Origin of the sequence: Sorangium sp. So ce1014 (assembly GCF_051521505.1) — a bacterium.
In the GTDB taxonomy this organism is placed as follows: Bacteria; Myxococcota_A; Polyangia; order Polyangiales; family Polyangiaceae; genus Sorangium.
Map to the genome: position 1 here is coordinate 6,839,456 of NZ_CP150356.1, position 13,259 is coordinate 6,852,714.

6 protein-coding genes are annotated in these 13,259 nt (G+C 71.2%); 2 read left to right on the forward strand and 4 right to left on the reverse strand.

Translation table 11 applies throughout. The features are described 5' to 3' along the window. Positions 1-2: 2 nt before the first annotated feature. On the reverse strand, positions 3-1,202 hold the full coding sequence (locus tag WME75_RS25775; protein ID WP_437476095.1) for an acyl-CoA dehydrogenase family protein: 1,200 nt from the start codon (positions 1,200-1,202) through the stop codon (positions 3-5). Positions 1,203-1,251: 49 nt separating this feature from the next. Here WME75_RS25775 and WME75_RS25780 point away from each other — a divergent pair, with 49 nt between their 5' ends. Next, positions 1,252-2,334 (forward strand): phosphotransferase family protein, encoded by a 1,083-nt coding sequence (locus WME75_RS25780; protein ID WP_437476097.1) that lies wholly within the window; start codon positions 1,252-1,254, stop codon positions 2,332-2,334. A gap of 55 nt (positions 2,335-2,389) precedes the next feature. Here WME75_RS25780 and WME75_RS25785 read toward each other — a convergent pair whose 3' ends face one another. Beyond that, positions 2,390-4,507 carry a calcium-binding EGF-like domain-containing protein gene (locus tag WME75_RS25785; RefSeq protein ID WP_437476099.1) on the reverse strand — a complete coding sequence of 706 codons (2,118 nt, stop codon included), beginning with the start codon at positions 4,505-4,507 and terminating at the stop codon, positions 2,390-2,392. 179 nt (positions 4,508-4,686) lie between these two features. Next, entirely contained in the window at positions 4,687-7,602 is a 2,916-nt protein-coding gene (locus WME75_RS25790) for a WD40 repeat domain-containing serine/threonine protein kinase (protein ID WP_437476101.1), read from the reverse strand. Positions 7,603-7,839: 237 nt separating this feature from the next. Here WME75_RS25790 and WME75_RS25795 point away from each other — a divergent pair, with 237 nt between their 5' ends. Continuing rightward, the gene (locus tag WME75_RS25795) at positions 7,840-11,487 is read left to right on the forward strand and encodes a LodA/GoxA family CTQ-dependent oxidase (RefSeq protein ID WP_437476103.1); all 3,648 of its coding nucleotides are present in this window, start codon (positions 7,840-7,842) and stop codon (positions 11,485-11,487) included. 58 nt (positions 11,488-11,545) lie between these two features. Here the strand turns inward: WME75_RS25795 and WME75_RS25800 are convergent, their stop codons facing one another. Further along, positions 11,546-12,928: an NAD(P)/FAD-dependent oxidoreductase gene (locus WME75_RS25800; RefSeq protein ID WP_437476105.1), complete on the reverse strand. Its 1,383-nt coding sequence runs from the start codon at positions 12,926-12,928 to the stop codon at positions 11,546-11,548. Between the last annotated feature and the right edge of the window lie 331 nt (positions 12,929-13,259).

Here is a 13,259-nt window from a genome sequence, read left to right on the forward strand (position 1 = left end):
TCTCAGATCAGCGTCGTCAACGCGCCTCGCAGGAAGTCACGCGCGACGACGACGTCGTGGACCTCGTCCGGGCCGTCGGCGATGCGAGCGGCGCGGGCGAAGCGGTACCAGAGCGAGAACGGCATGTCCTCGCTGTATCCGAGCGAGCCGTGCATCTGGATCGCGTCATCGAGCACCTGGCAGAGGAGCCGCGCGACGTGGTTTTTCGCCATCGACGAGTAGGGTCGCGCCTCCTTCTCCTTGCCTTGCTCGAGCATCGCCGCGCAGTGCAACGTCATCAGGTTGCCGGCGTGGATGCCCGACGCCGCGTCGGCGATCTTCTTCTGGATCATCTGGTGGTGCGCGAGCGCCTTGCCGAAGCTCTCCCGCGTGAGGACGTACTCGCGGCACATCGCGAGCGCGCGGTCGGCCCAGCCGAGCCAGCGCATGCAGTGCGTGAGGCGCGCCGGCACGAGGCGCCGCTGCGCGAGGAGGAAGCCCTCGCCGACGCCGCCGAGGACCGCGTCGTCGCCGACGCGTACGGCGTGGAAGCGGAGCTCGGCCTCGCGGTGCGCGAGCATCGGCGGGCTCATCACGGGGATGTCGCGCACGTGCTCGACGCCCTCGGCGTGACGATCGACGACGAACATCGTCGCGCCGGTGCGAGGATCGTCGGATGTCCGCGCCATCACGATGAGGAACGCCGCGTCGCCGCCGCCTGTCGTGTACCACTTGTGACCGTCGATCACCCAGCCGCCGTCGACCCGGGTCGCCTTCGTGCGCAGGTTCGACGGATCGGCGCCGGCGCCGGGGGCGGGCTCGGTCATCGAGAAGCCGCTCGTGATCTCGGCCCGAGCGAGCGGCGCGAGGTACCTGGCGCGGATCGCGGGAGAGGCCGTCTTGAGCAGGAGGTCCATGTTGCCCTGATCCGGCGCATCGCAGTTGAAGCAGGCCGCGCCGAGCGGAGAGCGGCCCATCTCGCGAAAGAGCGCGCACATGCCCATGATGCCGAGCCCCAGCCCGCCGTGCTCCGCGGGCAGGTGCGGAACGAAGAGCCCCTCGGCCCGCGCCCGCGCGCGGAGCGCCGTCAGCGTGTCCTTCCGTCGCGCGCGATCCTCCTCGAGGATCGAAGTCTCGCTCGGGATGACGTGCGCGTCGACGAACGCGCGCACTCGGCCGCGGAGCTCGGCCAGCTCGGGGGGCAGATCGAAGGAGATCGTCACGGCGGCAGTATAGGAGGCCGGAGGGCTGCGTGATAGGTTCGGACGCGCGATGGCCCTCACTCCGCCGCCCCACACACGCGCGCCCCGCGAGGCGCACCGGATCGACGAAGCGGCCCTCGGTCGCTGGCTCACCGAGCACGTCGAGGGCTGCGCGGGAGGCACCGTGACCGTCGCCCAGTTCAAGGGCGGCCAGTCGAACCCGACCTACTGGGTGGGCGTCGACGGCGGGGCCGGCGGAGATCTCGAGCTCGTCCTGCGAAAGAAGCCGCCCGGCAAGCTCCTTCCCTCCGCACACGCCGTCGAGAGGGAATACCGGGTCATGCGCGCTCTTCGCGACGCGGAGGTGCCCGTTCCGGACGCGCTCGCCCTCTGCGAGGACGGCTCGGTGCTCGGCACGCCGTTCTTCGTCATGCGGTACGCCGACGGGCGGATCTTCTGGGATCCGACCCTGCCCGAGGTCGGGACCGCCGGAGAGCGCCGCGCGATCTATACAGAATACATCCGTGTCCTCGCGGCGCTCCATCGCGTCGACTACGCCGCCGTGGGGCTCGCGGACTATGGCAAGGTGGGCGGCTTCGTCGCGCGGCAGGTCGACCGCTGGTCGAAGCAGTACGACGCCTCGCGCACGGGCGAGGTGCCGGCGATGGAGGCGCTGATGCGCTGGCTCGCCGCCAACGTCCCGGCGAACGACGAGACAACGCTCGTCCACGGCGACTACCGGATCGACAACCTCGTCTTTTCGTCCGGCGCTCGCCCCGAGGCGATCGCGACGCTCGACTGGGAGCTCTCCACGCTCGGACATCCGGTGAGCGATCTCGCGTACGCCTGCATGGGCTATCACCTCAACCTCCCCGGCCGCGGCGGTCTCGCCGGGGTCGATGTCGCGTCGCTCGGGATCCCGACCGAGGACGAGATGGTCGCCGCTTACTGCAAGCTCTCCTGTCGCGACGGCATCGAGGCGTGGCCGTACTTCATGGCCTTCGGCGTCTTCCGCCTCGCCGCGATCGCCCAGGGCGTCTACAGGCGGAGCCTTCAGGGCAACGCGAGCTCCGAGGACGCCGGCGGGTACGGCGCGGCCGTGACGGTGCTCTCCGAGCTCGCCTGCGGGATCGCGGGGATCTCTCGAATGTGACGGAAGGTCGAGGTCGACGAACCTGGCGAATCCGTCTCGGTCCGGCCGCGAGCGCTCAGTAGAACAGATACGGCCACACGCTCTTCATCCGACGGCCGTCCGCGAACGTCTTCGCGGCGCCGAACGCGGGCATGGACTGGTACCACCACGTCAAGAACCCGCCGCCGCAGTCGCCGTGCAGCGCCTCGTAGGCGGCCCACGTCTCCTTCGTGACCGCCTCCGTCTCGTCGACGCCGCACGCCAGGCCGTTCTCGCCGAACGCGGCGCACGACGACATCACCTCGCCGGAAGGCGCGTAATCGTAGTGAGAGCGGCCATTGGGCGGGAAGTGGACATTGCCGCAGACTGCGTCGTACGGCTCGACCTCGAACGTCTGGTCGCCGGCCGTGAAGACCGCCTTCGTGGGGACGGGGAGCTCCACGCAAGGCGGCGTCGCGCAGTCGAGGCCGTACAGGCTGGAGAACGGCAACCCATATTTCCTGTCGAGGTCGAAGGCGGCGAACGGCGCGAACCACTCCGAGAGCCCCGGCGCCACGCCATGCGCCGCGGCCGACTCCAGGCCGTGCCCCTGCGAGTGCATGTAGCAGCCCGGGCCACGCGTGTAGTTGACGAAGCCGATACGCACGCTGCGGCCGCAGAAGGGCACGTCCGGCTCGAAGCAGCCGTTGCCCGCGCACCTCTCGAACGCGCCCGCGATCCTGGTGCCCGACGCCGTGTAACGCTGCTTGTTCTCGAGCACCTCGAACGCCGGAGCGTCCGGTACGTCGCCCGACCCGACCATCCAGACCTCGTGCACGAGCCCGCGATCCAAAAGCGCGCAGAGGTCCAGGAACTGCCCCGGCTCGTCGGGATCTGAATACCCGTAGAGCTCGGCGAACTCCTCGGAGAAGAACGCCCCGTAATCGAGCACCAGGCCGTCCGGCGTGCTCTTGCGCGGGTACAGCGTGCTGTTCTCGTAGACATAGTCGGGCGGCGCCGGCGGCCGGCCGTTCACGCCGTCGCGCAGATCGACCACCTTGTCGATCTGGTAGACGAGCTGCGGGGCCGCCTCGGCGTCCCTGTAGGCATGGAACCGCGAGCCGTCGGAGAAGCCGGCGACGACGTCGGACACGATCGTGGACGTGGCCGGGTCCGACGGGTTCGGGAAGTGCAGCACCAGGAGCCGCGGCCTCAGCACCTCGATCTCGTCGTGGTGCGCTGCGATCCACGGATCGCTGTTGGCGCGGCTCGTGGGATTGGGCCACTCCGCATGGACGCCGTCGTCCTGCAGGGCACAGGCGCCGTCCTTCTCGACGAAGCCCTCGGCGCACTCGCCGCAATCGGGCCCCGTCGCCCCGATCTCGCACGAGCAGCCCAGCGACAAAGGTTCGCACGCGCCGCGGCCGGAGCAGCCCGACGGGCACGACACGGCGCAACTTTCCCCTTCCTGCTTGAACGAGAGCGCGTCCACCGACAGCGAGAAGCCCGCGTCCCATGTATCGGTGCGGATCTCGATGGCGGACACGCGCGCCATGTCGATCGCGGGCCCCTCCACCGTCCACCCGTCGCCTCCCGCGACCGGCACCGAGAGCAGGCGCCACGCGATTCCATCGACCGGCAGGAGGACCGACCCCGGCGTGTAGATCCGCTGTGCCCCGTCCTGGTCCTCGACGACGAGCACGGGCGAGTTGATCTGCCACCCGTAGCCGCTCGTGTTGTTCGCGCGCACCGCGAGCTGCAACGACGTCGCGGCGCTCGCGTCGACAGGGAACTCCGGCTCGAAGCGCAGGTGAAACGCGAAGGCAGCCTGCGTGTCCGCCTGCACGAACGTGCCGTTCACCCCGCCGTCCGGCTGCGTGATCGACGTGGTCGCGCCGTCCTCTGCAAACGCGGACCACTGTCCTGTCATGTCCGTGAGATCGGCGCACGCCACCGTCGTGATCGGAGTCGGCGCACAGCCCCCCTCGCCGCCCGCGCCCGTTCCCCCCTCGCCGCCCGCGCCCGTTCCCCCCTCGCCGCCCGCGCCCGTTCCCCCCTCGCCGCCCGCGCCCGTTCCCCCCTCGCCGCCCGCGCCTGCTCCCCCCGCGCTCGTGCTGCCCCCACCCGCGCCCGTGCCGCCTGCACCTGCGCCGCCCGCGCCAGACGCGGCCGGCGGCTCCCCATCACCGCCACACGCTGCGCCTCCGAGCAGCAAAGTCCCACACAGCCCCACACAAGCCATACGCCATCGCATACCCGGAGCTGAGCACCGCCCCGGGCGGGCGGCAATCGTCTCGCGGGAGCCCCGGCGCACCGTCGCGCAGCCGCCTGTGCGGGAGCGCGTCCGCGCCGGCCCCTGCCGATGCCATGCAGCCGTCCTCCTGCGCCTCGATCTCAGCGCGGCGCCGCCTCCCAGACCTTGATCGTCCCATCATCGCTGGCGGAGGCGAGCCGGCGCCCGTCGGGGCTAAAGACGACGTGGTTGACGGCCTGGGTGTGTCCGCGAAAGGTGCGTAGCTCCCGGCAGGCAGCGACGTCCCAGACCCTCACCGTCTGGTCCTCGCTCGCCGAGGCGAGGCAGCGGCCATCCGGGCTGAACGCGACCCTGTAGACGCGCTCGGTGTGCCCGCGCAGGGCGCAGACCTCGGCGCCGGTCTCCGCCTCCCAGACCCTCACCGTCTGGTCCGCGCTCGCGGAGGCGAGGCGCCGCCCATCGGGGCTGAAGGTCACCCCGAGGACCTTCAGCGTGTGTCCGCGCAGGGCGCGGATCTCCTCCCCGGTGGCCAGGCTCCACAAGCGCACGCTCCAGTCCGTGCTCGCCGACGCGAGGAGCCGTCCGTCGGCGCTGATGGCGACGCTCCAGATCCAGTTTGTGTGTCCGCGGAGCACGTGCCTTGTCTCGCCCGAGGCCACGTCCCACACGCGGACCGTCCGGTCCCAGCCGCAGGAGGCGATGGCGCGGCCATCAGGGCTGAACGCCACGCCGTAGACGCGATCGGTGTGCCCCCGGAGCGTGCAGAGGGGCAGTCCGCCCATGCCCTCCGTATCCCAGAGGACGATCGTCTTGTCGGCGCTCGCGGACGCCAGGACCCGGCCGTCGGGGCTGAACGCCACGCTCGTCACAAGCGCCGCGTGCCTGGACACGCTCCAGAGGCACTCCCCCTGATCAGCGTCCCACAGCCGCACCGCCCGATCGTCGCCGGCCGACGCGATCCGCCGCCCGTTCGGGCTGAACGCCACGGCATGGACGCTCGCGTCGTGGCCGTGCAGCGTCATCGGCACAGCGTCGTTGGCCGCGTCGGACGTCGCCGCGCTCCACACACGCACCGTGCGATCGTCGCTCGCCGACGCGAGCAGCGAGCTGTCACGGTTGAAGGCCACGCAGTTCACCGTATCGGCGTGCGCGCGCAACGTCAGCGCCTCCTGGCCCGTGGCCGTGTCCCAGATACGCACCGTCTTGTCCCCGCTGCCCGAGACGAGGCGCGTCCCGTCCGAGCTGAAGGCGAGGCTGAAGACGCCGCCGCTGTGCCCGCGCAGGGCGCGCACCTCTCGCCCCATCGTGGCGTCCCAGATCCGGACGATCTTGTCTCCGCCTCCGGAGGCCAGATGGCGCCCATCCGGACTGAAGGCCAGCGCCCACACGAACGCGGAGTGACCGCACAGGCGATACCGCTCCTGGCCGGTCGCGACGTCCCACACCCTCACCGTCTGGTCGTAGCTGGCCGAGGCGACGAGCTGCCCGTCCGCGCTGAAGACCGCGCTGTTCACCATGTCCGTGTGGCCGTGCAAGGTGCGGATCTCGCTCCCCGTGTCGGCGTCCCAGAGCTTCACTGTATGATCGTCGCTCGCCGACGCGACGAGGCGCCCATCCGGGCTATAGCTGACGCTCACCACGACGTCGGTGTGGCCCTGGAAGAGGTGCACCGTCGAGCCGTCGCGGGCGTCCCAGACGCGGACGATGCCCTCCTGGCTGGCGGCGGCCAGGCGCTCGCCATCCGGGCTGAAGCGCATGGCGTAGACCTGATCGGTGTGACCGCGGAAGATCCGGACCGGCGAGCCCGTCACCGCGTCCCAGATGCGGACCGTCTGATCGTCGCTCGACGTGGCGAATTGGCGGCCATCCGGGCTGAACGTCACGCAGTAGATGACGTCTTCGTGGCCGCGCACCGTGAGCAGCTTGCCCTGGCGGAGCCCGAGGAGACAGTGCCACTCCCAGCCGCGCAGCGGCGCGGGGCACGCGTTGAGCAGATCGTCCAGGCGCTGCATCTGGCCACCCGCCCACTCGCGCTCGGCCAGGGCGATGTTCTTGAAGTAGAGCTCTGCCTCCAGGCGCTCCCACGTCGAGCGCGGGCGCCCGCGGACCGGCGCGCCCGTGAGGAAGCGATCGAGATCCTCGGCGATCGCGGCCGCGCTGGGGTAGCGCTGGTGCGGCTCCTTCTCGAGGCACTTGAGGCAGATCCCCTCGATGTCGAGCGAGATGCCGCTCTGCAGGCGGCTCGGGGGCACCGGCGGCTCCAGGAGCACCTTGTGGAGGAGGTCGACGAGCCCATTCCCGACGAAGGGCGGGCGGCCGGCGAGCAGCTCGTACAGGATGGCCCCCAGCGAGTAGACGTCGGCCGCGGGGCCGATCGCCGCGCTGCGGCCCTGGGCCTGCTCCGGAGCCATGTAGAGGGGCGTGCCGATCATGTCTCCGGTCTGCGTCTCTCCAGCGCCGCCCTCCAGCCGTTTGGCCACCCCGAAATCGCTGATCTTGGGCGAGCCGTCGCCCGCGAGCAGGACATTGCTGGGCTTGAGATCGCGGTGAACGATGCCCCGCTGGTGGGCGGCGGCCATCGCCTCCGCGAGCGTCCGCACCAGCCGCGCCGCCTCGCGCACCGACCACGCCCCCCGCGCGAGCCTCCGCTCCAGCGTCTCTCCCTCCACGAGCTCGAGCGCGAAATAGGGGATCCCTTCGGCCTCGCCGACATCGTAGATCTGCACGATGTTCGGGTGGCTCAGCGACGCCAGCGCCTTGGCCTCGATACGAAACCGCGCGAGCTGCCGCTTGCCGGCGTGCTTCCCGGCGAGGATCACCTTCAATGCGACGAACCGATCCAGCGAGAGCTGCCGGGCCCGGTAGACGACGCCCATCGCTCCCCGGCCCAGCTCTTCCACGAGCTCATAGCCAGGGATGGCCGGAGAGCGGCTGGAGTGCAGCAGCGCGACCGGCGGCCCATCCCAGCCGAGCGTCGTGCCGCTCGACGCCGGAGCGGCTTCTGCTGCTGCCGACGCGGCCACCGCGACCGCACACCCGTGATCTGACGGCTGCATAGGCGCCCACCCCTCGCAGCGGACACAGGATCCGGCTGTGTGCGTCGAACCTACGCGGCCCCCTCACCGCCTGTCAAGCGGCGCGTGGGATCGAGCTCGCGGCAGCGTGGCCGTGGTATGGCTGTCGCCGAGGACGACCCGATCGAGCGGCGGGCGCGCCGGAGAGCCGCTGTCGCGTGGCACCTCCGGCGACGACACACGTCACCGCGGGTGCTCGAGGTCGTTCAAGGGGAGACGATGGATACGAGCGCTATCGCTTATTGCAAGATTTACCCGGGGATCGGCGTCGCCCGGGTCGGCAACAGCCCGGAGGCCTTCTTCATCGGCCCGGAGAACCCGGGCGCGCCCGCCACCGTCCCGGGCGGCTACAAGGACGCCCAGGGCCGCGTCAAGCGCCAGGCTGCCCGCTTCCGCATCTATGCCTACGACGCCGCGGGCCGCGCCCTCGGCGAGCTGACCGCGGCCCACGCGACGATCACGTGGCGTGTCGAGCTCGCCAACAAGAAGGCGTCTTTCACCCGCTTTGGCGACAAGTATATCGATCCGACGGAGGGAGAGCGCAACCCGGATGTCCAGGGCGAGGACCGCGCGGGCCTCGACATCCGACCAGGGCCGCGCGAGATCACCGGAACGTGCGCGAGTGGCGCGAAGCACCGCTTCGACAGCGGCACCTTCCGTTTCCCTCTCGCAGAAGGCACGTACGAGACGAGGAACGTCCCCCTCGGCGAGCTGCAGACGGACGCGGAGGGCCGCCTGCTCGTCCTCGGCGGCTTCGGCAAGTCGGCCTCGGCGCTCCCGGACAACCCCGTCGGCAATCGGAAGACGGCGACGAAGCCGCCATTCAACAACTACGCCAACAACGTGGGCTGGTACGACGACATCTCCGACGGACCGGTGAGCGCCACCGTCGTGGCGGACGACCGTCTGATCGAGGTGCGCGGCAATGCCCATGTCCTCGTCGCCCCGCCGGACTTCGCGCCCGACCTCACCAACATCGTGACGCTCCACGACGTCGCGCGCGAGGCATGGTCCCCCACCCCACCGGCGGAGGTCTCCTTTTACCGCGACGTCCTGCCGATCCTCCGGCGCATCGCCGAGCTGCGCTGGGTCAACGCGAACGCGCTGCGCGGCCACGGCCCCGGGCGCCGCGGCGATTTCCTCGACCCGAAGGTCGAGCAGCAGCTCGCCAGCCCCGGGGCCACGTCGGCCCCGCTCCGCCAGGCGGTCTTCAAGCGCATCCGCAACCCGGCCGCGGTCCGTTTCCACCCGGACAACCTCCCGGCGCCCGCCCCACCGGCCCCCGATGGCATCGCCCTCTTCGCCCCTGCTCGGGTCGGGGCAGCGCCGGCGTGGACGCCCGTCGACACGCCGCTCGCCAGGGACCAGGCTTGCGAGCAATTCATGCCGATCCTGGGCGGCGACGGCGGCGACCCCGAGCAGGGCAAACCGGCGACCTGGATGACCGTGCTCCCGAGCCAGTACGAGATCCTCCGCCGCTGGGCCGAGGGGGACTTCACGCCGGGGGATCGCCTGGCGCCGCGGGCGCAACTCGAGAGCTACCCTGTCGACGAGCAGCCGGAGGCCCTCGACCGCGCGGCCCTCGAGCGGTGCGTCGGCGCGCCCTTCTACCCGGGCATCGAGATGACCTACATCGCCGCGGACCGGCGGTCGTGGGCCGCCCCGTTCCGGCTGTCGCCCGCCTTCGGGCCTGGCGACGTCACGAAGCGCATGGCCGTCCCGTGGCAGGCGGACTTCTACGAGTGCAAGACGCACTGGTGGCCCGCGCAGCGGCCCGATGACGTCGCCACCGAGGCGGAGTTCGAGCGCGTCTCGGCGCGCGTCCGCGCCCAGGACGCCCCTGGCACCTTGCTCGCGCTGCTCGACGGCCGCGCGCCCTGGGATCGCGGCCTCCGCCCGAACGGCGACGATTGGCCGAGCTCCTTCGCCGGGGACAACGATATGGTCGAGCTCTGGCACCAGCTCGGCTTCATGGTGCGAAAGCAGGGCCGGAACGGCGACGAGGCCTTCGTCGAGACCGAGCGCGCTCCCTTCGTGGGCCGCAACGTTCCGGAGAACCACCGGGAGTGGTTCAACATCCTGCTCAACATCGAGCAGAACCGGGCTTTCTTGCCCAAGGCGCGGGAGCTCGCGCTCGACTTCCTCGCCCAGGCCGAGGCGGTGCAGCGGGCGCCGGACTGCGCGCCGATCCACCGGCCCTTCAGATACAGCAAGGAGGCGTTCAGCGCCCGGCTCGAGGCGATCTACGACGCGCTCGTCAACGAAGGCGCGAGTTACGACCCGACCACCGACGAGGTGATCCAGTCGTACGAGGACATGCTCGATCGCCTCTACCAGTTCGCGCCGTTCAACCAGATCGACGGCGCCTGGCTGCGCAACGTGCCGCGCGCCGGCCCGATCGACGAGGTCCACGCCCTCCTCTTCTCCATCTGGTCCGACGAGGTCGGCAACGGCGATCCGGCGAAGAACCACTGCAACATCTACACGTCGCTGCTCCAGAGCGTCGGTTTCTACCTGCCGCCCGTCGAGTCGGAGGCCTACGCGCAGAACCCGAAGATGCTCGACTCCGCCTACACGGTGGGGGTCTTCCAGCTCGCCATATCCCAGTTCTCGGAGGACTTCCTCCCCGAGATCCTGGGCATGACGCTCCAGCTCGAGTGGGAGGCTCCCGTGCTCGTCACCACGCGGAAGCAGCTCCGGAGCTACGGGATCGATCCGCACTTCTACGAGCTGCACATCGCCATCGACAACGCCGTCTCTGGCCACGGCGGCCAGGCCAGGACCGCGGTGGAGCTTTACCTCGACAACGCGCGGGTCCAGGGCGGCGAGGAGGCGGTGCAGGAGGCCTGGCGGCGGATCTGGAACGGCTACGTGGCCTTCGCGACCACGAGCACGCTGTTCCAGGACATGGAGGAGCTGATGGAGCGGAGAAGGAGCTTGAACAGGCTCGCGTCCCTGGAGTCGCAGGTCGTCGCGATCATCGAGCAGAAGAGGCCTTATGCGAACCGCAACCACGGGACCAAGCGCCTCGGCGCGAACCTGCTGAACAACTGGTTCGACAATCCCAAGGGCCTGCTCGAGGAGCTGCGGCGCTCGGGCATGATCGTCGACGGCGAGCCGGAGCTGAGCCCGTTCTTCCAGCTCACGCGCTTCGGAGGGCCCATGTACAAGGTCTTCACCGACGAGCAGATCGAGATGTGGAAGGCGTGGACGCGCGCCCTCGCGGGCGAGGAGCGGCCCGGGGCGCGCCCCCGGTCGGACGAGGAGCTGCCCGTGGAGAAGTACGACGCGGGCCTCGCCATGGCCCGGCTGCTCGACACCTTCCGCGAGCGGCAGGTCGGCGCGGGGGGTCACGGCGTGCTCCTCGCCGGGCCGGGCGCGAAGCCGGGCGAGTGCGCGGTGAAATCGCTGTCAGCGTGGTTCGCGCGGCCCGGCGAGCCGGCCGGGAAGCTGCCCGAGAGGCCCGAGGAGGTCGACGCGCGCACGCGGACGCTCATGCAGGTGCTCGCGGAGCCGAGCAACGGCTGGGTGGTGCCCTGGTCGGCCGGCCGGAGCGCGCTGGTCATGCAGATGCTCTCGGGGAACGGCCCGATGTCCAAGGCGTTCCAGGCGATGTCGCCCGACAGGAGGGACAGGACCTACCGCGACGTGGTCGTCGCCTGGATCAACGGTGGCTGCCCCATGCCGGGCGAGGTGCTGGCGCCGTCCGAAGGCGTCGCGCGCGACGGCGCTCCCCTGCTGGCGCTGGCGTCGCTCGAAGGCGCCCCGCGCGGCGCGACCGGTCCCCGGGCCGCTGCGGCGGACGCGCGCGTGGCCGGAGAGACGAAGGTCAAGAGGAAGGTCCGCGGCAAGGGCTTCCTGCACTGAGCTCCACGAGATCGGCTCGCTCCGCCCCGCCCGCCCATGCGCGGTCCCCTCCGGGGACCTACCCGATCGCCTCGAAGATCCCGCGCGCGAGCAGCGCCTGCACGGCCACGATCACGGCGCGATCGGACGCGCCGGCCGGGTGGGCTGCCCGGTACGCCGCGACGATGGCGTGCGCCGGCGCGCCGCGCTCGGCCGCGCTGCAGAGAGCCTCGACCTCCACGCCCGCCGGCAGCTCCGGGGAGGCGCTGCGCGCTCGCTGCAAGCCGCGAGGCGCGAGGCGGAGGCGAGCGCGCGGATCGAGGAGGACAGGCGCCTCCTCCGGGCTGGCCCACCACCGGCGCCGCCAGAAGGGTGAGCCCGGGAAGCGCGGCTCCATGCGGTAGGTGCGAGTCCGCGTCGACAGGTAGTCGTCGAACGCGCGGCGGCGGGCCTCAGCGTACCGGGAGAAGGACTGGAGATCGCCGCCGAGGTGGGCTTCGATGGCGGAGGCGGCGTCGAGCGCGTCTTCCAGCGCATGCGCGATGCCCGACGAGGAGAGCGGATCGCGCGCGGTGGCGGCGTCGCCGACGGCGAGCCAGCCCGGCCCTGCGATCGGGTCGGACGCCTCGCTGCACGCCGGGCGCACGTGCCACTCGCCCGCGGGGCTGAACGGCGCGACGCGCGCGGCGGTGTGCGTGCTCTGCGCGAGGAGCGCGCCGGCGAGCGCCGCCGCGCCGCCCGCCGCGAGCGCGTCGGTGTCCGCGAAGAGCGTCACGACGAGCCGATCGCCCGCGAGGGGGGCCGAGTACAGCCAGCCGCCCTCGACAGCCTCGACCCACAGCGCGTCCTCGAGCTCGACGGCGTCGCGCGGCGCGAGGAAGGCGGAGACGCCGACGAGCCGATCCCAGGCGCGCCGTCGCGCCCCCTGCGCTCGGGCAAACGACGCGGCCCGCCCTGTCGCATCGACGACCGCGGAGAACCGGAGCTCATCGCCGCCGATGCGGGCGAGCCAGCCTGAAGGCCCACGTCTCACGAGAGGCGGCGGGTCCCCCCCCCGGATCACGCGCGCGCCGGCCGCCTCGGCGACGTCGAGGAGCATGCCGTCGAACGCGGCGCGGTTCAGGTGGAAGCCCTCGCCTTCGGCGCAGAAGATGTAGTCGCGGTCCCGGAGCGCGGGCTCGCCCCACGCGGACCGGACGCCGGCCGAGCGCCGGTGCCCTCCAGCCAGGACCCCGTCGAGGACGCCGAGACGCGCCAGGAGCGGAAGGGTGGGCGGCGCGAGGTGCTCGCCGATCCCCACGCCCGGCCCCTCGGCACGCTCGACGACGAGCGCGGATATGCCACGGCGACGCAAGGCGATCGCGGCGGAAGCGCCGGCAGGGCCGCCGCCGAGCACCAGGACGTCGGCGCGCGCCGGCGGCTCTCCCTGCGATCGCCCCGGAGGCGGGGCTCCTGTCGACATGAGGCACGCTCGCTCCATCAAGCCGGGACAGCAAGCCGCGCAGGCGAGGACGGGCCCTGCAACTCGCGCGATCTCGCTGACGTCGTGAGTGGTCAGCGCGCGCTCCCCCTGTGTCAACGCGGGTCAGGTCGCGCCGCGCAGCTCTGGTCTCACGCTTCCAAAACATTTGAAAAGCAGTTGACACAGAAGGCGCGCTTTCGTCTTTTGCGCGCCGCTCGGTGCGCGGCGCGTTCGTGCCCGCCCGGGTCACGTCATCCCGGTGTCTTGATGTTCAACGTCCGCGGTGGTCCTGGAGATCTTGTCGATGCGTCATATTGATTACCCACTTACC

Bases quoted from the DNA above. Each gene is read 5' to 3' on its own strand.
- WME75_RS25795 (WP_437476103.1), top strand. From the start codon at position 7,840: ATGGATACGAGCGCTATCGCTTATTGCAAGATTTACCCGGGGATCGGC.
- WME75_RS25790 (WP_437476101.1), bottom strand. From the start codon at position 7,602: ATGCAGCCGTCAGATCACGGGTGTGCGGTCGCGGTGGCCGCGTCGGCA.
- WME75_RS25800 (WP_437476105.1), bottom strand. From the start codon at position 12,928: ATGTCGACAGGAGCCCCGCCTCCGGGGCGATCGCAGGGAGAGCCGCCG.
- WME75_RS25780 (WP_437476097.1), top strand. From the start codon at position 1,252: ATGGCCCTCACTCCGCCGCCCCACACACGCGCGCCCCGCGAGGCGCAC.